This is a genomic window from Sphingobium sp. Ant17, assembly GCF_000588875.1.
Taxonomy (GTDB): domain Bacteria; phylum Pseudomonadota; class Alphaproteobacteria; order Sphingomonadales; family Sphingomonadaceae; genus Sphingobium.
The window spans coordinates 1-19,117 of sequence record NZ_JEMV01000022.1 but is presented as its reverse complement, the minus strand read 5'-3'; the positions used below and the strand labels follow the sequence as shown (position 1 = coordinate 19,117).

At 64.8% G+C, this 19,117-nt stretch carries 13 protein-coding genes and 2 pseudogenes; 10 read left to right on the top strand and 5 right to left on the bottom strand.

The window, feature by feature from the left end:
- Positions 1 to 36 precede the first annotated feature (36 nt).
- The 7 genes and pseudogenes from BF95_RS11530 to BF95_RS11500 all read left to right on the top strand — a co-directional run bounded on the left by BF95_RS11530 (position 37) and on the right by BF95_RS11500 (position 8,338).
- Positions 37 to 2,304 (top strand): molybdopterin cofactor-binding domain-containing protein, encoded by a 2,268-nt coding sequence (locus tag BF95_RS11530; protein WP_043151543.1) that lies wholly within the window; start codon positions 37 to 39, stop codon positions 2,302 to 2,304.
- A complete protein-coding gene (hemH, locus tag BF95_RS11525) occupies positions 2,301 to 3,311 on the top strand; it encodes a ferrochelatase (RefSeq protein WP_043151541.1) in 1,011 nt (336 codons plus the stop codon). The genes BF95_RS11530 and hemH overlap by 4 nt, the downstream gene beginning before the upstream one ends.
- 19 nt (positions 3,312 to 3,330) lie before the next feature.
- A pseudogene (gene phbB, locus BF95_RS11520) lies at positions 3,331 to 4,052 on the top strand (acetoacetyl-CoA reductase).
- Entirely contained in the window at positions 4,052 to 4,345 is a 294-nt protein-coding gene (locus BF95_RS11515; protein ID WP_043151540.1) for a ribbon-helix-helix domain-containing protein, read from the top strand. Before phbB ends, BF95_RS11515 begins: the two are co-directional and overlap by 1 nt.
- 61 nt (positions 4,346 to 4,406) lie before the next feature.
- On the top strand, positions 4,407 to 6,707 hold the full coding sequence (locus BF95_RS11510; protein WP_043151539.1) for a TonB-dependent receptor: 2,301 nt from the start codon (positions 4,407 to 4,409) through the stop codon (positions 6,705 to 6,707).
- Positions 6,708 to 6,878: 171 nt separating this feature from the next.
- Entirely contained in the window at positions 6,879 to 7,640 is a 762-nt protein-coding gene (locus BF95_RS11505) for an energy transducer TonB (RefSeq protein WP_043151586.1), read from the top strand.
- Positions 7,641 to 7,654: 14 nt separating this feature from the next.
- On the top strand, positions 7,655 to 8,338 hold the full coding sequence (locus BF95_RS11500) for a Fe2+-dependent dioxygenase (protein ID WP_043151538.1): 684 nt from the start codon (positions 7,655 to 7,657) through the stop codon (positions 8,336 to 8,338).
- Positions 8,339 to 8,736: 398 nt separating this feature from the next.
- Here the strand turns inward: BF95_RS11500 and BF95_RS11495 are convergent, their stop codons facing one another.
- Positions 8,737 to 9,033 carry an RNA-binding S4 domain-containing protein gene (locus BF95_RS11495; protein WP_043151537.1) on the bottom strand — a complete coding sequence of 99 codons (297 nt, stop codon included), beginning with the start codon at positions 9,031 to 9,033 and terminating at the stop codon, positions 8,737 to 8,739.
- Complete coding sequence (locus BF95_RS11490) at positions 9,026 to 11,740, bottom strand: helicase-related protein (protein WP_043151536.1); 2,715 nt, start codon at positions 11,738 to 11,740, stop codon at positions 9,026 to 9,028. Before BF95_RS11490 ends, BF95_RS11495 begins: the two co-directional genes overlap by 8 nt.
- Positions 11,741 to 11,967: 227 nt before the next feature.
- Between BF95_RS11490 and BF95_RS11485 the strand changes: the two genes are divergently transcribed.
- Both BF95_RS11485 and BF95_RS11480 read left to right on the top strand, forming a co-directional pair.
- Positions 11,968 to 13,497: a M23 family metallopeptidase gene (locus tag BF95_RS11485; protein ID WP_043151534.1), complete on the top strand. Its 1,530-nt coding sequence runs from the start codon at positions 11,968 to 11,970 to the stop codon at positions 13,495 to 13,497.
- 40 nt (positions 13,498 to 13,537) lie between these two features.
- On the top strand, positions 13,538 to 14,332 hold the full coding sequence (locus tag BF95_RS11480; protein WP_043151533.1) for a nucleotidyltransferase family protein: 795 nt from the start codon (positions 13,538 to 13,540) through the stop codon (positions 14,330 to 14,332).
- Positions 14,333 to 14,423: 91 nt separating this feature from the next.
- Here the strand turns inward: BF95_RS11480 and BF95_RS11475 are convergent, their stop codons facing one another.
- A complete protein-coding gene (locus BF95_RS11475; protein WP_043151532.1) occupies positions 14,424 to 15,737 on the bottom strand; it encodes a lipopolysaccharide biosynthesis protein in 1,314 nt (437 codons plus the stop codon).
- Positions 15,738 to 15,856: 119 nt separating this feature from the next.
- Here BF95_RS11475 and BF95_RS11470 point away from each other — a divergent pair.
- Positions 15,857 to 16,626 (top strand): annotated as a pseudogene (locus BF95_RS11470) (sugar phosphate nucleotidyltransferase).
- A gap of 219 nt (positions 16,627 to 16,845) precedes the next feature.
- Here BF95_RS11470 and lpdA read toward each other — a convergent pair.
- Positions 16,846 to 18,246, bottom strand: a complete 1,401-nt coding sequence (gene lpdA, locus BF95_RS11465; RefSeq protein WP_043151531.1) for a dihydrolipoyl dehydrogenase — start codon at positions 18,244 to 18,246, stop codon at positions 16,846 to 16,848.
- A 120-nt stretch (positions 18,247 to 18,366) separates the two neighbouring features.
- A partial coding sequence (sucB, locus tag BF95_RS11460; RefSeq protein WP_043151529.1) for a dihydrolipoyllysine-residue succinyltransferase occupies positions 18,367 to 19,117 on the bottom strand: 751 nt, incomplete at its 5' end.

Below are 19,117 nucleotides of genomic sequence, written 5' to 3'. Positions count from 1 at the left end.
TTTCCACCCGGCCATCGCGCCCCTATCAGTCGGGCCATGGCTCGCCCCCCGCGCACAGTATCGGATCGCAGCAAGGGCATCGACCGGCGCACGCTATTGGTCGGCGGCGGCGCGGCGGCGGGATTGCTCATTGCCTGGGGCGTCTGGCCGCGTAGCTACCAACCCAGCCTCAATGCCGGTCCCGGCGAAACGATCGTCAACGCCTTCCTCAAGATCGACCGGTCGGGGCAGGTGATCGTCATCGTGCCGCAAACCGAAACGGGCCAAGGGGTGACGACCGTCCTGCCGCAGATATTGGCCGATGAACTTGGCGCGGACTGGCGCACGGTCGCGGTCCAAAGCGCGCCGATCAGCCCGCTCTACGCCAACACGCTGCTGGCGCAAGAATGGCTGGCGAGCGACTGGACACGCTTGCTGGGCGACGCAGGCGATTGGGTGATCGGCCAATATGCGACGCGCAACGGTTTGATGCTGACGGGCGGCGGCACGTCTGTCCCGATGTTCCATGACGCCTATCGCGATGCCGGTGCGGCGGCGCGCGTCCTGCTGTGCAAGGCAGCGGCCGCGCGCTGGTCGGTGCCGTGGGAAAGCTGCGATATAGTCGACGGGCTGGTCTCCGACGGAAGCGAGCGGCGGCTGAAGATCGGCGAACTGGTCGAGGAAGCAACGCAGTTCGACCTCCCCGCCATCCTGCCCTTGCGGCAGGGGCAGGATGGGCGGCTTTCGGGGCAGGATGTCCCCCGGCTCGACACCCCCTCGAAGATCGACGGCAGCCATAATTTCGCCGCCGACATTCGTCTGCCCGACATGGTCCATGCCTCGATCCGGCAAGGACCGATCGGCGATGCGATCCTCGCCGGGCTGGACGAGCGATCGGCCAGCACCGTCACGGGTTTCCTCAAGCTGGTCCGCACCGAGCGCTGGGTCGCCGCCGTTGCCACCAACTGGTGGGCGGCGAACAAGGCGCTCGACCTTGCCGATCCGGTCTTCACCCTGCGCGGCAAGCCGGTCGATAGCGCTGGAATAGACGCGGCGCTGGAAGCGGCCTTTTCCGGCTCGGCGGGGCGTCGCCTCTACGCCCAAGGCGACCTGCTGCCGGTGTTCGACGGCGCGACGATATTGGCCAGCGAATATCGGGTCGAAGCCGGACTGCACCTCGCGCTCGAACCGCTTTGCGCCACGGCGCGGGTGGGGCAGGAGGGCGCGGAAGTCTGGATGGCGACGCAGGCGCCGGGATTGGCGCGCGCCGCCATTGCCGATGCTTTGGGCTTCTCCGAAACCGCCGTCACGCTTTATCCGCTACATGCGGGCGGGTCGTTCGGGCGCAAAATGGACTGGGACGTCGGCGTGCAGGCCGCCTTGATCGCGCGCGATGTCGGCCGCCCGGTGCAACTGCTCTGGTCGCGGCTGGAGGATGTGGTGCAAGACCGGCCCAGCGCGCCCGCGCAGGCGCGGATGGCGGCGAAGATCGGGCGCAACGGCGCGATCGAGGGCTGGCTGGCCAAGGTCGCGGCCCCCTGCGCCATGACGCAGACCTGGGCACGGATCGCCGATGGCGCGCTGCCTCATGACGCAGCAGCACAAGGGGCGGACAAGGCGTCCCGGCTGGCGGTGGCGGGGATGGCGCCGCCCTATGCGATCCCCAATTGGGCGGTGGATCATTATCCCGCCGATGTTGGCCTTTCGCTCGGTTTCACGCGGGGTAACGCGCATCTGTATGGGGCGTTCTTCACCGAGAGTTTCGTCGATGAACTGGCGCATCTGGCGGGGATCGAGGCGATGTCCTTCCGTATCCAGATGCTGGGCGGCAATCCGCGCCTCGCCCATTGTCTGTCCACCGCTGCGGCGATGGGTGGCTGGCAAGGCGGCATAGCGGGCAGCGGGCAGGGACTTGCCGCGCACGTGATGCAAGGCGGCTATGCGGCGGTGATGGTCGAAGCATCGATGCGCGGGAACCAACTGAGCGTTAGCCGCATGATCGCGGCGGTCGATGTCGGCGATCAGGTCCATCCCGACATTGCCCGGCAGCAGGTCGAAAGCGGCCTGATCTATGGCCTCGCCTTTGCGATGGGGGCGTCCGTGCCCTATGCGCGCGGCCTGCCGACCCGCGCGATCCTGGGCCGGATGAATTTGCCACGCCTCGCCGATATCGGCGAAGTGACGGTCGAACTGATCCGCAGCACCGCATCCCCGGTCGGCGTCAGCGATCTCGCCGCGCCGCTGGTCGCGCCTGCTATTGCCAATGCATTGTACACATGGACAGGTCAGCGTTTGCGCAACCTTCCGCTATTGGCCACGACATGACCCTGCCCCCCAACCATCCCGCCATTCCCACCCCCAAAGTGGGCGTCCTCCTCATCAACCTCGGCACGCCCGATGCGCCCGACGCCGGATCGGTGCGGCGCTATCTTGGCGAATTTCTGTCCGATCGCCGCGTGGTCGAATTGCCGCCGATCCTGTGGCAGCCGATTCTGCGCGGCATCATCCTGACCACCCGGCCGAAGAAATCGGCCCATGCCTATCAACAGGTGTGGACCGACCAGGGGTCGCCGCTCGCCTTCCATACTCGTGACACGGCGTTGGCGCTTCAACAGGCGATGGGGCCGGGCGTTACGGTCGATTGGGCCATGCGCTATGGCAATCCCTCGATCGCCTCGCGGCTGTCGGCGATGAAGAAGGCGGGCTGCAACCGCATCCTGCTCGCGCCGCTCTATCCGCAATATAGCGGGGCCACCACGGCAACGGCCAATGACGCGGCTTTCGCGGCGCTCAAGGCGATGCGCTGGCAGCCGGCCATCCGCACCTTGCCGCCCTATCATGACGACCCGGCCTATATCGCCGCGCTCAAGGCATCCATCGACGCGCATATCGCGACGCTCGACTTCGCGCCGGACGCCATTCTTGCCAGCTTCCATGGCATGCCCGAACGCACCTTGCATCTGGGGGATCCCTATCACTGCCAGTCGGTCAAGACCGTCCGCTTGCTCCGCGAAGGACTGGCGCTGCCGGTCCATATGAGCTTCCAGTCGCGCTTTGGCCGGGCGAAATGGCTGGAGCCGGAGACCGAAGCAACCCTTGCCGGATTGGTGCGCGATGGTGTCCGTAATATTGCTGTCGTAACACCCGGATTTTCCGCTGATTGTCTGGAAACGCTGGAAGAAATCGCGTTGCGGGCAAAGGAGGCCTTTTTGTCTGCAGGCGGCGAAAAATTTGCCTATTTACCCTGTTTAAATGCAACGCCCGACGCTATCACTTTGTATCAGAGGCTGATCGGCCGCGAGCTTTCGGGCTGGATCGAACAGCCCGTCTAGGTAAGAAGAGGATGCGCATATGGCGAGAGTAGCGATCGTGACCGGCGGTACGCGGGGCATTGGCGAGGCCATCAGCCTGGCGTTGCGCGACATGGGATATACTGTTGCAGCCAATTATGGCGGCAATGATGAAAAGGCGAAGGCCTTTACTGAGCGGACCGGCATCGCTGCGTTCAAATGGGACGTGGGCGATCATCAGCCTGCCTCGATGGCTGCGCTGCCGTTGCCGAACAGCTTGGCCCGATCGACATCGTCGTGAACAATGCAGGCATCACGCGCGACGGCGTGCTCGCCAAGATGAGCTTCGATGACTGGAACGAAGTCATGCGCATCAACCTTGGTGGATGCTTCAACATGGCCAAGGCGACCTTTGGCGGCATGCGTGAGCGCGGCTGGGGTCGGATCGTCAATATCGGGTCGATTAACGGGCAGGCAGGCCAATATGGCCAGGTCAATTATGCCGCCGCTAAGTCGGGCATTCATGGCTTCACCAAGGCGCTGGCGCAGGAAGGTGCGAAGGTTGGCGTCACCGTCAATGCCATCGCACCGGGCTATATCGACACCGATATGGTCGCCGCCGTGCCCCCTGCCGTGCTGGAAAAGATCGTCGCCAAGATCCCGGTCGGCCGCCTGGGCCAGGCAAGCGAAATTGCGCGCGGCGTTGCCTTCCTGTGCAGCGAAGATGCGGGGTTTGTGACCGGCACGACATTGTCGCTCAATGGCGGGCAGCACATGTATTGATGAATAAGGGCGACCCTGTTGATGGCCCGGACGGGCCGATGGGGTCGCCCTTTGCCCCTCCGGTAAAACGGAGCGTGACGATCGCTGGGCACCAGACGGCGATCAGCCTGGAGCCTATTTTCTGGGATGCTTTGCGTCTCGCTGCCCAGCGCACCCAACTCCCCATCAACGCCTTGATCGCGCAAATCGATGTGATGCGGATGGCGGCCGCCGATCCTCCGAATCTCGCTAGCGCCATCCGCTGCTGGCTTTTTGCAGCTGCGCGACCTATAGATAATAATCACTCGCAATAGCATTGACTCTGCGAAGCGTTCGCAATAATTGATCTCCCGAGCAATAGGGGGATTGATATCCATGTCGAATACAGTATCTGCGCCGTCGTTTCTGGCCCTGTCCTGCGTGGGCGCGATAGCCTTCGCGACCACGGCGCATGCCCAGGATGGGGCCACGGCACCACGGCTGGGCGGCGTGACCGTCACGGATACGGCCATCGATGAGTCCGCAGTGAAGGTGGAAAAAGCAGAGTCGCCCAAATATGTGCGCGCTTTGCTCGACACGCCGCAGACCATCACGGTGATCGGCAACCAGACGATCAAGAAGCAGAATTTGCTGACGCTGCGCGACGTGCTGTCCACCATTCCGGGCATCACCTTCGGCGCGGGCGAAGGCGGCGGCGGCTATGGAGACAGCATCAATTTGCGCGGGCAGAGCGCCAACACCGACATCAGCATCGACGGCGTGCGCGACAGCGCGCAATATAGCCGGACCGACCCGTTCAACATCGAACAGATTGAAGTCACCAACGGGGCCAATTCCGTTTTCGGCGGATCGGGCGCGATCGGCGGCAACATCAATATCGTCACCAAGCGCCCCAAGGGCTATGACGAGACGCTGGTGCAGGCTGGCATCGGCACGTCCGATTATTATCGCGCGACGATCGACAGCAATGTCCGCGTGTCGGACTTCGTCGCGGTGCGCCTCAACGCCATGTACCATGAAAATGATGTCGCGCGCCGTAGTGTCGATCGGTATGAGCGCTGGGGTGTCGCGCCCTCGGTCAAGTTTGGCGTGGACGGCCCGACGTCGCTGACACTGCTTTATACGCATCAGGAAGATAAGAACACGCCGCTCTATGGCGTGCCTTATTACAAGAATGCGCTCTATGACGGCCCGCTGCCCGGTGTCCCCTATAGTGGCTATTATGGCTATAAGAATGTGGATCGCCAGGACCAGGTGATCGACCAGGCCACGGCCATCTTCGATCATCGCTTCAACGACCTGCTGGCCGTGCGGAACCTGTCGCGTTGGCAGCGGGTGGAGCAAAATCTGATCGTCAATCCGCCGCAGGGCACCTATTGCCTCGCCAATGGCCAGACGCCGACCGGCGCAGCCTGCGACGCAGGGCAGGTCGCGGGTATTTATTATCCTCGCGGCCCACGCGGCGGGTTCCGCAACTCCGTGAACGACACACTCTACAACCAGCTTGATCTGAGCTTCACCATTCCCGGCGGCCACTCGCTGGTGCTGGGTACGTCGATGTTGCAGGAGGATTATGCGCTGGATAACGGCAATGTGCTGCGCAACGCGGGCGGCACGCTGCCCAATCCGGTGCTTGATCCGATCAGCATCAGCAATCCCAATGCCATCTATACCAGCCCTGTGAATGCGATCCGGTCGGGGCATCAGGATGGCGACCTGTTCAACGTCGCGGCCTATGCCTTTGGGGCGATCAAGATCGTCGAGCAATTGGAGATCAATGGCGGCGTCCGCTGGGAACATAACCGCGCCCGTTTCCGGTCCGACACGATCGCCACGCCGGCGGCGGGCGGTGCCTACACGACCGGCGTATCGCAAAATGCGACCGATGACCTGTTCTCCTACCGCATCGGCCTGGTTTACAAGCCGGTGGAGAATGCCAGTCTGTATGTCGCCTATGGCAACAGCAAAAATCCGACGGCAACGACGGTTCGTGCGGGATGCGGCTTGGCCACGGCGGCCAACATGTCCAACGATCCTTGCGAGGCAAAGCCGGAACAGGCCGTCAATTATGAGATTGGCGGCAAGATCGACCTGTTCGATGCCAAGCTGCAATTGACCGCGTCGCTGTTCCGCAACGAGCGCACCAATTATCGGGTCGCCAGCAACGATCCGCTGATCGGCACATTGCCGGTCAATGACGGCCGCAACCGGGTGGACGGCGTGACATTGGGGGCAACGGGTAATATCAGCGATGCCTGGACGATCTTTGCCAACTACACCTATCTGGATAGCAAGGTGATCCAGAGCATTTCCGATTATCGGAAATCGCAGGGCGAGGTCGACACCCAGGCGGGCAACCCGATGACCAATAACCCCAAACATTCGGGCAGCCTGTTCACCACCTATACGCTGCCGTTCGGCTTGGAGCTTGGTTATGGCCTGACTTATCAGGGCAGCTGGTATCTGAGCAACGTTACTGGCGCGCCGATGTACAAGACCGACGATTATCTCGTGCATCGGGCGATGCTGTCTTATCCGGTCACCGAGAAGCTGAGCGCTCAGCTCAACGTCCAGAATTTCACCAACGAAAAATATTATACCAGCGTCCGCAACAATGGCTGGGCCAATCCGGGCGAAGGACGGTCGTGGGTGCTGACGCTGGGTTACAAGCTGTAAGACTATCCAGTTACCCCGGCACGTCCCGGCCGGGGCAGGGCGGGCAGCGATCACTCCAACCTCCTCGGTTCGCTGCCCGCCCACCATTGGATCGCCGCCAAGCCGCAATTGATTCGCATTAGGCTTTGCGGTATCGACACGCGAACCAAGGACGGAAAGGGAGGCGCTGTCATGCTGCATGCCGCAATTCGGCCGATCGACGACGATATCGTCATGCTCGATCCGCCTGGTGCGTCGTTGGTTGCAGCCGTTGCGCCACCGACCTCCGCCGTCGCACCGGGCCGATATGGCGCGCGGTCGCGGCCTAATGCCCTGGCCATCATTGCCATCATCCTCGTCCATACCCTGTTGATTAGCGCGCTGATGCACGTGCGCAGCCATGTGTTGCGGGCGCGGGAAGCGAAATTGACGGTGGTGAACCTCTCTCCGCCACCGCCGCCGCCCGCTGCGGAATCGCCACCACCACCGCCGTCGGCGCCGCAAGTGGTCGCGCCGCCGCCGATCGTGCAGGCTCCTGTGCCGATGCCGAGGGTCCAGACCGCGCCCGAACCGGTGCCAGTCTCGGTGCCTGCGGCCACCATGGCGGTGACGCCCGGCCCGGTCGCGGCGATCGCCGCGCCGCCTGCGTCGCCCAGCATCGTCCAAGGCGGCGACTTGGGCACTCAGATGGTGGCGGGCAAACCACCCCGCTACCCGATTGAAAGCCGTCGCAAGCGCGAGCAGGGGACAGTCGTGCTGACGCTGACGTTGGGCCTTGATGGCGCGGTCGATAGTATCGCGATCAGCCAGAGCAGCGGCTTTGCCCGGCTCGATAAGGCCGCGCGCGACGCGGTGAAAGGCTGGCGTTGGAAACCGATGATCCGCGACGGGCAGCCGGTGCAGGTCCGTGGCGTGGTCGAAATCCCCTTCATCCTGCGGTCCGACGCCGCGTAACGGATTTTTCTCCCATGTTGATCGCCATTCCCGACCTGCTCGATGCCGCAGGTGTTGCCGCCGTCCGGGCGCTGATCGACCCGGCGGACTGGGTCGATGGCAATGTGACGTCGGGGCATCAGTCGGCATTGGCCAAGCGCAACCTGCAATTGCCCGAAGACTCGCCCGCCGCCCAGCAAGCGGGGCAGGCCATCCTCGACGCGCTTGGCGGGTCGTCGCTGTTCATCGCTGCCGCCCTGCCGCTCAAGATTTTTCCGCCCTTGTTCAACAGCTATGCGGGCGGGCAGGCGTTCGGCGTGCATGTCGACAATGCGGTGCGGATTCAGGCGGGGACGGGCTTCCGCGTGCGATCCGACCTGTCGATGACGGTATTTCTGGAAGCACCCGACGCCTATGACGGCGGCGAGCTGACGATCGAGACGCAGTTCGGGGTGCAGCAGGTGAAGCTGCCTGCGGGCCATGCGGTGCTCTATCCCTCCTCCTCGTTGCATCGCGTCGAGCCGGTGACGCGGGGGCGGCGGGTGGCGAGCTTCTTCTGGCTGCAATCGATGATCCGCGACGATGCGGCACGGCAAATGCTGTTCGACCTCGACCGTAGCGTGCAGGGCGTGGCCGCCGCGCTGGGGCAGGATCATGACGAAGTGATCCGGCTGACCGGCGTCTATCATAATCTGTTGCGCCGCTGGGCCGACGCCTGAACCGCGTTTCGCGCGCGCAGGACGCGCCATGCGGGTCACACAGCGAAGTTCACACCGTCGTCGGGCCATCGCACAGCGATTTGCGCCAATCGTATCGCCGAAGCGGTCGCGACGTGCCGTCTGCGTATCATCGACGCGACAGTGACGCGACACACACGCGTCCCCTACGCGCCGGCGACGCGGCGTGGTTTGGGGCGGTGCGCGGAGAGGGCAGGAAGGGGCCGCGGGCGTCATCCATCAGGATAGATCAGAGAAAATCCTACATTGGAAGGGGAGGGGGTATCACTTTATCGAGAGGGCGACACCCCTCCGTCAGGGCTGCGCCCTGCCACCTCCCCTGCCAGGGGAGGATGATTAAAGGCGGCGAGAAAAAAAGCAGACCGTTCTCTTTTCACCCCTCACCCTCCGATCGTCAGTTCCTCATAGCAGGCGTGGGCCTCTGCGGCGGGGCCGCGTCTGATGGGGAGGTGGGTGACGCAGACGACGCGGACGGTGGTGCCGTGGGGGAAGGTGATAAGGTCTTGCGCGCGCACGGGAGCGTGGGCGCGTTCGATGCGGCGGCCGTTGAGGCGGATATGGCCGTCCTCCGCCAGTTTCTGGGCGCTCGACCGGCTGGAGCAGAGCCGGACGAACCAGAGATATTTGTCGATGCGCAGCGTCGGCGCATGGCCGGGGGCTGCGCCCGGATCAGCCATTGCGACCAAGCAGCTCGGCCAATCCGGCAAAGGCATTGTTGGCGGGCGCGGGGCTGCCGCCGGTCGTGCCGGAACGGGGAGCGGGCGGGCCGCCATCCTTGCCACCGCGACGCGCAGGGGCGGGCTTGTCGCCGCGCGGCTTCTGCTCATTGTCTGGGCGGCCGGTGCGCGGTCGGGCGTGTTGGGCGCGATCGGGACGGGGCTTTTGGCGGCCCTTGAACACCCAGTTGGCGGCGCCGACGGGGGGCGTTTCTGCCGTTTCTGCTCCCTCGACAGCTTCCTCGGCCGGGACCGGGGTGGGCGCTTCGACCGGGCGGAAGCCGGCCGCGCGCATCAGTTGCAGGAAGGCAGGTTCGAGCAGGCCGAGCGACACGATCTGCGGGCTGACCGCCGTGAAGGCCTCGCCCTTGGCGATCGCTTCATGCGCGGTGCGGGCCATGCGTTCGGCCATGTCGATGCGCAACATCTGTTCACCGAACCCGCGAAAACCAGCGATCCGCGCGCCCATCTGCGCGAATTTATCGCCAGCCGGCAGCAGGGTAAGGCCAGGCAGCGGCAAGGGCAGGCAGGGCTTGCCGAGTCGCGCCGCCAGCAGGACGGAGCGCCAGCGCGCCGCGCCGGGCTTGAGCAGGCCGGGATGATAGATGTCGAGCACGCCGATATCGATGCCCGCACGGCGCAGCAGGTGGCGCTGGTCCTTGTCGAGATGGCCGAGCGCAGCGTCGAGATCGACACGCGCCATCACGCCGCCGCCATCGGCGAGCTGGGCGAAGACTGCGCGCACCACGGGGGGCACGGCCGGATCGGCGGCGCTTTCGGCCATTTTCACCAACGGTAACAGATGCTTCTGTTTCTGGGCGTCGAGCCAGGTGGCCAGGCGCGTGGCGACCTGCTTCTGCATATCGGGGGTCAGTTCCAGGATGGCGCGGTCCAGCCGGACTTCGGGCGTGAGCAGCCCCGGCCCCGCCAACAGCGTTGCCACCGGTGCCTGCCCCCAAGCGATGCCCGGCATCTGTCCCGCTTCATCCAGCAGGGCAAAATCCGCATCCGCCGCCGCAACCAATTCTTCTGCCTTCACGCGCAATACCTTTCCAAGGCGCCTTTCCGCCGCCGCCAACAGCATCTTCCTGTCCTGATGCCGCGTAGCGGGATCGACCGAGAAACGAAATCCGTCAAGTCGCCCGATCGATTCTCCATCGACGCACACATTGCCGTCGGGTTCGACCGTAACCGGCAGGCTGCTCGCATTTTGACCCAGATCGCGCAACAGCACGGTGGTGCGCCGGTCCACAAAACGCTGCGTCAGCGCGGCGTGGAGCGCATCGGACAGCTTTTCCTCCAGAGCGCGGGTGCGTTCGGCCATTTCGGCGGGATCGGCGAGCCAGTCGGCACGGTGGGCGATGTAGGACCAGGTGCGGGCGGCGGCAATCCGGCCCGCGAGCGTGTCGATATCGCCCTGCACCGAATCGAGCCGGGCTATCGCCTGCGCAAACCAGTCGCGGGGGATGTGGCCATTGCCTTCGGACAGGAAGCGCCAGATCCGCGCGACGGCGCGGCCATGATGTTCGGTGCCGAGCTTCTGGAAGTCGGGCAGGCTGCATGCCGCCCAGAGCCGTTCGACCTGCCGCTGGCCACGCGCGCGGTCGATGACGAGGGGATCGTCGGCGAGCCGCTTGAGGACGGAGAGATCAACGGCCTGTGGCGCGGCGCGCAGTTCGGGGCGGTCGGGCCGCTCCTCCAGATCGGCGATGAGATGGTCGAGCCGGTCGGTGCGCGGGGTGCCGTCGCGCCAGTAGAGATGGTCCACCGGCGGGAAGCGATGCGCTTCGATCGCCTCTATCTCTTCGGGGGTGAAGGCGGCGTCGCTGTCTTCGCCGCCCAGCGATCCGAAGGTGCCATCCTTGTGATGCCGTCCGGCGCGCCCGGCGATCTGCGCCATTTCGCTGACGGTCAGGCGGCGGGTGCGGCGGCCGTCGAACTTGCGCAGCGAGGCGAAGGCGACATGGGCGACGTCGAGGTTCAGCCCCATGCCGATCGCGTCGGTGGCGACGAGATAATCGACCTCGCCATTGAGGAACATCTGCACCTGCGCATTGCGGGTGCGGGGGGAGAGCGCGCCCATCACCACGGCGGCACCACCCCGGAACCGCCGCAGCATTTCGGCGACGGCATAGACTTCCTCGGCCGAGAAGGCGACGATGGCGGAGCGTTTGGGCAGGCGCGAGAGCTTCTTCGCGCCAGCATAGGAGAGGGTGGAGAAGCGCGGGCGGCCGATGATCTCGACATCCTTGACCAGCGCCTTGACGGTGCGGGCGATGCTGGCGGAACCCAGGATCATGGTTTCCTCGCGCCCGCGCGCGCGGAGCAGCCGGTCGGTGAAGATATGGCCGCGTTCGGGGTCCGCGCCCAGTTGCGCTTCGTCCAGGGCGACGAAGGCATAATCACCGGTGATCGGCATGGATTCGGCGGTGCAGAGGAAGTAGCGCGCGTGGGGCGGGACGATCTTTTCCTCACCGGTGATCAGCGCGACCTGCGCCGGGCCTTTGATCGCGACCACCCGGTCATAGACTTCGCGGGCGAGCAACCGCAGGGGGAAGCCCATCATGCCGCTGCTGTGCCCGCACATGCGTTCGACCGCGAGATGGGTCTTGCCGGTATTGGTTGGCCCCAACACGGCGGTGACGGGCGATCGGGCAAAGGCAACCATGGTGGCCCTCTGTCGAGCATGGGGGGCGATGGAGCAAGGAGATTCGCGGGTTCCCTATCATGGTGCATTCCTATCGGGTCCGCGGCACGGGTCGTCGCAGGCGGGTGCGTCATTGGTGCGTCTTAAATTGACTTTAACCCTGTCGCTTCACAAGGGTCTGGCCCGACGCATGGCGCGGGGGCCGTTGCGTCGCCAAGCAATGCTATCATGCCCTTGGGGGTCGCGGTTTGTTTCAGGATAGCCAGTTCGGATCGCAGCAGGGCGGCGCCACCATGTCGCTATGGCTGGCCGACTCGCTGCGCCAGCCTGCGCCGGTGCCGCCGCGCGACTGGCGGATGCGGCTGCGCGAATGGGCGGACGAGTTGGAACTGGTCCCCGACCTTGCCCAGCGGATCGGCAGCCCGACCTGGTTTCGCGGCCTCGCCACCTGTTTCGGGCTGTGCGCGACGGCGCTCTATCTCTCGCCCGGTTTCAAGCCCATTCCGGGGCTCCCCGGCCGGACGATGGCCGAGGCGCACTATGACGAAGTGCGCAGCCAGATGATCACGCCACTGGCGCTGGGCGCGGACAGCGGGCGGCGGATGGGCGCGACCGATGCGGTGCAGCCGCTGCGCCAGACGCCCGAACGACCACAGATCGAGCTTAATGCGCAGGTCGGCAGCAGTGACACGCTGGCGCGCGCCTTGTCGCGCGCGGGAGTCAGCAGCGGTGACGTGGCGACGATCAACGCGCTGGTCGGCGCGGATATCAGCGACGGGGTGAAGCCGGGTACGCGGCTCGATATTGTGCTGGGTCGCCGCGCGAGCCGCGACCGGCCCCGGCCGCTCGACCGGCTGGCGTTCCGCGCGCGGCTCGACCTGGCGCTGGAGCTGGAGCGGGCGGGCGGCGTGCTGTCGGTGCGGCGCATTCCGATCCGCGTCGATAATACCCCGCTGCGCATTCAGGGCGTGGTGGGTGACAGCATCTATCGCTCGGCGCGTGCTGCAGGGGCCCCGCCCAAGGCGGTGCAGGCCTTCCTACGGGTGATTGCCGGGCAGGTCGATCTGGGCGGCATCGGCGCGGGGGACCGCTACGATATCGTGACCGAATATCGCCGCGCGGAAACGGGCGATATTGAAGTGGGCGAGCTGCTCTATGCCGGGTTGCAGCGCGCGCGCGGCAAGTCGGTCGATATGCTCAAATGGACCAGCAATGGCCGCACCGAATGGTTCGAAGCGTCGGGCGTGGGCGAGCGGCGCGGCGTGCTGTCGGCCCCGGTCGCCGGGCGCATGTCGTCCAGCTATGGCATGCGGCGGCACCCGATTTTGGGCTATAGCCGGATGCATGCGGGGATCGATTTCGCGGCGCGCTATGGCTCGCCCATCTATGCGGTGACCGATGGCGTGATCGCCTATGCCGGGCGGCATGGCGGGCATGGCAATTATGTGCGTATCCAACATGGCGGCGGCCTCGCCACCGGCTATGCGCATATGAGCCGCATCGCCGCTGCGCCGGGCCAGCGCGTCCGCAGAGGCCAAGTGATCGGCTATGTCGGATCGACCGGCCTGTCGACCGGGCCGCATTTGCATTATGAACTGTATCGCGGTGGCGCGACGGTCAATCCGCTGTCGGTGAAGTTCACGACGACGGCGCAGTTGGCAGGCAATGATTTGCGGGCGTTCCGTGCGCAACTGGCGCGTTACAAGGGGCTGCGCGTCGGCCAGCATCAGGCCTTTGCCGAGGCTCCATCCGTCGGGCCGGTCGCCAGCGGGAAATAAGCCGCTTCCCGCGCGGACGCCGCTTGGGTAACGAGCGGGGATGATCACTTCCGCTCCGGCTTCCGTCACTGCCATCCTGCTTGCGGGTGCGCGGCCCATTCCCGATCCGCTGGCGGTTGCCGCAGGCGTACCGGTCAAGCCGCTTGCGCCGGTTGCGGGCGAGCCGATGATCAATCGCCCGGCGCGCGCCTTGCTCGATCATCCCGCGATCGGGCAGGTGATCGTCCTGACGCAGCGGGCCGATGCCTTTGCCGCTGATCCGGCGACGGCGTGGCTGGGCGCGCATCCGCGCGTGCGGTTCGAGCGGGGCGGGGCGGGGATTGCGTCGTCGCTGCTGGCGTTGATGGAGGCGGGCGACCTGCCCTTTCCGCTGTTGCTGACCACGGCCGATCATGTGCTGCTCGACCGGGCGATGCTGGACCAGTTCATCGCCGAGGCGACGGGCGCGGATATTGCGGTGGCCATGGTCGAGCGGGCGACGCTGCTGGCGCGCTATCCGCAATCGCGGCGGACCTGGCTGAAGTTTCGCGACGGGGGCTGGTCGGGTGCCAATATCTTCTGGTTCGGCAGTGACAAGGCCCGGCCGGTGATCGCCTTGTGGCAGGAGGTGGAGCAGGACCGCAAGAAGGGCTGGAAAATCCTGTCCGCCTTCGGGCCGCTGGCCTTGCTGGGCGCGCTGCTGCGGATTTCGACGCTGCGCGGCGGCATGGCGCGGGTGGGGCGGCGCTTTGGCCTGGTCGCGCGGCTGGTGGCGATGGCGCAGCCCGAAGCGTGCATCGATGCGGACAAGCAGGCGGATGTGGATTTGATCGAGGCGATCCTGGCGGGGCGGTAGGCGCTATTCCGGGTTCCGTTCTTTCGAGCGAAGTCGAGAAACCGGCGCGAGGGTTTCTCGACTGCGCTCGAAACGAACGGCGGGTGGTGGCTTACTTGTCGCCCGCCACGGCCCGGCGGCTGGCCCAGCCCATCATCGCGAAACCGGCGAGCGCAGCGACGATATTCGCGACCGCTGCGCCGATCGTGCCGTAGAGCGGCAATAACGCGGCTTGCAGGCCGAGCAGCAACAGGGTCGCGACGAAGGTGATGCGCAGCGACAGGCCCGCGCGATCGGTCGCCATCAGCAGCGGGCGGTAGCTGACGCCGATCAGTTCGATGCAGGCGGCGATGCCGAGCAACAGCAGCAGCGGATAGGCAGGCAGGAAGTCCGGCCCGGCGATGAAGCCCAGCAACGGACGGCCGATGGTGGCAATCAGCGCGATGATGACCGCGCCCGCGATCAGTGCCAGCCGGTTGGTGCGGCGGAACAGCACGCCGAGCGCTTCCTTGCCATGGCTGCTGGTGCGCGAGAGTTCGACAAAGATGCTGCGCGACAAGAGGCTGCTGATCTTGGTCAGCGAATTGGCGAGCTGGTTGGCGAGGCGATAGAGGCCAGCGCCCACCGGGCCGACGAACGCCCCGACGATCAGCACCGCGACCTGCTGGCCGATCGAGGAGAGGCTGGTCTGCAAATTGGTGGCGGTCAGGAAACCGACGATGCCGGGGTTTTCGCGGCGGGCGTCGATCGCCCGTCCGGCGCGCCAATGGCCGATACGGCCATGGCCGACGCGCAGCGCCAGCCCCCAATAGCCAAGCGCGCAGAGCAGTTCGGCAAAGGCCCAGGCGATGAGGAAGCCGGTGATGTCGGGCATCCACAGCAGCGCCGCGCCCGCACCGATCATCCGCCCGACCGGGATCATGGTTTCGGCGAACGCGGCGCTGTCGAACCGGTCGAACAGGCGCAACAGGCCGGTCGGGCTGGAGCGGATGGTGATCATCATCACCATGCAGAACAGCCAGACCTGCCAGGCCATATGCGGTCCGACCTCCAGCAGGTCGGCGAACAGGAGCAGGATGGCGGCGGCGATCAGTCCACCCGCGACCGCCGATGCCAGGTCGATGAGGATGCAGAAGCGCAGCACCCGGTTGAGCGCGTCGCCATGGCCAGCGGTCAGATGCGGCTGGCCATAGCGCACGACGATCTGCCAGCTATCGAACGACACCAGCGTCTTGATCACCTGCGCGGCGCTCAGCACCAGGGCGAAGCGGCCGAAATCGGCGACGCCGAGCGTCCGGGTGACGATGGCGAGATAGGCGATGCTCAGGATCGCGCCGACGCCCTTACCGCCCAGCAGCCAGCCGGTATTGGCCAGGATGCGCGAAAAGCCGTCGCCTGCCTGCCCCGATCCGCGTTTGACCTTCACGTCTGCCCTGGCCTTTCACCCGGATGCCGGTCATCCGGCGTGCGCCTGTCTAGGGGGTTCGGGCCGTCGTGCAAACCCCGCCTTTTTTTCGGCCAAATTGCCGTTTAAGGCCGCGCGCTATGACGATCAGCAAAGCCATCATCCTTTCCGCCGGGCAAGGCTCGCGCCTGTTGCCGCTGACCCGCGACGTGCCCAAGTGCATGATCGAATTTAACGGGCGCACCCTCATCAGCTGGCAGGTCGCTGCGCTGGTCGCCAATGGCGTGACCGACATCGTGGTGGTGACGGGTTTCCGCACCGAGCGGGTCGAGGATCATGCGTTGCAGTTGTATCGCGAGACGGGCGCGCGCATCCGCACGGTGTTCAATCCCTTTTTCCAGGTTGCCGATAACCTCGGCACTTGCTGGATCGTGCGGGAAGAGATGGACCGCGACTTCATCATCCTGAATGGCGATACCATCGTGTCGGACGAGATCGTCGCCAGGCTGATCGCGGGGGCGAGCGATGCGATCACCGTCACCGTCGATGTGAAGCCCGACGGCGACTATGACGACGATGACATGAAGGTGAACCGCGACGAGAGTGGCCGCCTGCACCATATCGGCAAGCGGTTGTTGCCGCCCGACACCAATGCCGAATCGATCGGCATGCTGGCTTTCACCGGCGAAGGTCCGGCGATCTTCCGCAACCAGATCAACCAGATGATGCGGACGCCGAAGGGGTGGAGCGCTGGTATCTGCGCGCGATCGACATCATCGCCAAGGGCAACCGCGTGGGCACCGTGTCGATCGACGGGCTGCCGTGGCAGGAGGTCGATTTCCCGCAGGATGTGGAAGCGGCGGCGGCGCTGACGGCGCGGTGGGTTAGCGAGGGGCGCTATCGGCGATAGGAAAGCGGGCGCTTAACTTCGCATTATTCCCGTAAATTTTGACATTTAATATCCTGATCCGGATTTTTTGTTACAAACTTATGTGACGGGCAGATTGTAGCACTGTTGCCAGTTGTAGGACAGAGACAGGTCGCGTTGGCCGGTCAGGGTAGGCGACCATATGACAAAAAAGGCCTCCGGTTTGCGGAGGCCTTTTTTATTTGCGCAAGGTGGCGGCGATCACATGTGGATCGGTTTGCCGGTGACCGCCATGGCGGCTTCCTTGATCGCTTCGCTGTGCGTGGGGTGGGCGTGGCAGGTGTACGCGATGTCTTCGCTCGATGCGCCGAACTCCATCGCCTGCGCTGCCTGCGCGATCATCGTGCCGGCGGGCGTGGCGATGATCCAGACGCCCAGCACCTTGTCGGTTTCGGCGTCGGCGATGATCTTCACGAAGCCTTCGGGCTCGTGGTTGGTCTTGGCACGGCTATTGGCCATCATCGGGAATTTGCCGACCTTGATCGCGCCCTTTTCCTTGGCGGCTTCTTCGGTCAGGCCGACGCCCGCGATTTCGGGCTTGGTATAGACAACCGACGGGATCAGGTCGTGGTTCACGATGCCGGTCAGGCCCGCGATATTTTCCGCGACGGCAATGCCTTCATCTTCGGCCTTGTGCGCGAGCATCGGGCCGGGGATGACGTCGCCGATGGCCCAGACGCCGGGCACCTTCGTGCCGAATTCATGATCGGTTTCGATCTGGCCGCGCGCGTTCAGCTCCAGGCCGATCTTGTCGAGGCCAAGGCCGTTGGTGTTGGGGCGACGGCCGATCGATACCAGCACGACGTCGGCTTCGATGGTTTCGGTGTCCCCACCGGCGGCGGGCTCGACGGTCAGGGTCACGCCCTTGTCATGCGCCTTCGCGCCGGTGACCTTGGTGCCCAGGCGATATTCAAAGCCCTGCTTCTTGAAGATCTTATTGGCTTCCTTGCGGACTTCGCCGTCCATGCCGGGCAGGATCTGGTCGAGATATTCGACGACCGTGACCTTCGCGCCCAAGCGACGCCACACGCTGCCCATTTCCAGGCCGATGACGCCGCCGCCTACAACCACGAGATGGCCAGGCACCTTGTCCAGTACCAGCGCGCCGGTCGAATCGACGATCTTGCCGCCGTCATTGTCGACCTCGACACCGGGCAGCGGCGTGACCGACGAGCCGGTGGCGATGACGATATTCTTCGCCGTCACCTTTTCGCCGTTGATTTCAACGGTGTTGGCGCCAGTGAAGCTGGCCAGACCCTTGAGCCAGGTGACCTTGTTCTTCTTGAACAGAAATTCGATGCCGCCGGTCAGCCCCTTCACTGCATCGGCGCGCTGGCCCTGCATGGTGGAGAGGTCGAGGCTCATCTGGTCGATCTTGACGCCGAGCTTGGCGAGCGTGCCATTGGCCGCTTCGTCATAAAGTTCGGAGGCATGCAGCATCGCCTTGGACGGGATGCAGCCGACATTGAGGCAGGTGCCGCCCAGCGTGTCGCGGCTTTCGGCGCAAGCGGTCTTGAGACCCAACTGCGCGGCGCGGATCGCGGCGACATAACCGCCGGGGCCGGACCCGATCACCAGAACGTCGTAGTCGAAATCGGACATGTTATTCTCCGTTCGCCCTGAGCCTGTCGAAGGGCATTACTGCTTCTTTTGCCCTTTGCACAGAAAGGACGGGGCTTCGACAGGCTCAGCCCGAACGGATATGGTGTCTGATTGTGACTTTTACAGGTCGATCAGCAGGCGGGTCGGGTCTTCGATCGCGTTCTTGACCGCGACGAGGAAGGTTACCGCTTCGCGACCATCGACCATGCGATGATCGTAGCTGAGCGCCAGATACATCATCGGACGGATCACGATCTGACCGTCACGAACGACCGGGCGGTCCTCGATCCGGTGCAGGCCCAGAACGCCGGACTGGGGCGGGTTGATGATCGGGCTGGACAGCAGCGAGCCGAACACGCCGCCATTGGAGATGGTGAAGGTGCCGCCCTTCATATCTTCCATGGTCAGCTTGCCTTCCTTGGCCTTCTTGCCAAAGCCGCCGATGGTCTTTTCGATCTCGGCAACGCTGAGCGACTCCGCGTTGCGGATGACCGGAACGACGAGGCCGGTGGGGGCCGACACCGCGACCGAGATGTCGCAGAAATTATTATAGACGATCTCGTCGCCTTCAATCTGCGCATTGACGCCCGGAATGTCGCGGAGCGCCATGCAGACCGCCTTCGTAAAGAAGCCCATGAAGCCCAGACGGACGCCATGCTTCTTTTCGAACAGATCCTTATACTTCGCGCGCGCCTCGATGATGTTGGTCATGTCCACGTCGTTATACGTGGTCAGCATCGCGGCGGTATTCTGCGCTTCCTTAAGGCGCTTGGCGACCGTCTGGCGCAAGCGGGTCATCTTGACCCGTTCCTGCGCGCGGGTGGGGCCAGCGGCAGGGGCGTCGGCGGCCGGGGCCGAGGCAGGCGCGGAA

Excerpts from the sequence above, each read along its gene's own strand:
- BF95_RS11510 (WP_043151539.1), top strand. The coding sequence starts at position 4,407 with ATGTCGAATACAGTATCTGCGCCGTCGTTTCTGGCCCTGTCCTGCGTG.
- BF95_RS11505 (WP_043151586.1), top strand. The coding sequence starts at position 6,879 with ATGCTGCATGCCGCAATTCGGCCGATCGACGACGATATCGTCATGCTC.
- hemH (WP_043151541.1), top strand. The coding sequence starts at position 2,301 with ATGACCCTGCCCCCCAACCATCCCGCCATTCCCACCCCCAAAGTGGGC.
- BF95_RS11490 (WP_043151536.1), bottom strand. The coding sequence starts at position 11,740 with ATGGTTGCCTTTGCCCGATCGCCCGTCACCGCCGTGTTGGGGCCAACC.
- BF95_RS11495 (WP_043151537.1), bottom strand. The coding sequence starts at position 9,033 with ATGGCTGATCCGGGCGCAGCCCCCGGCCATGCGCCGACGCTGCGCATC.
- BF95_RS11530 (WP_043151543.1), top strand. The coding sequence starts at position 37 with ATGGCTCGCCCCCCGCGCACAGTATCGGATCGCAGCAAGGGCATCGAC.
- BF95_RS11515 (WP_043151540.1), top strand. The coding sequence starts at position 4,052 with ATGAATAAGGGCGACCCTGTTGATGGCCCGGACGGGCCGATGGGGTCG.
- BF95_RS11500 (WP_043151538.1), top strand. The coding sequence starts at position 7,655 with ATGTTGATCGCCATTCCCGACCTGCTCGATGCCGCAGGTGTTGCCGCC.
- lpdA (WP_043151531.1), bottom strand. The coding sequence starts at position 18,246 with ATGTCCGATTTCGACTACGACGTTCTGGTGATCGGGTCCGGCCCCGGC.
- BF95_RS11480 (WP_043151533.1), top strand. The coding sequence starts at position 13,538 with ATGATCACTTCCGCTCCGGCTTCCGTCACTGCCATCCTGCTTGCGGGT.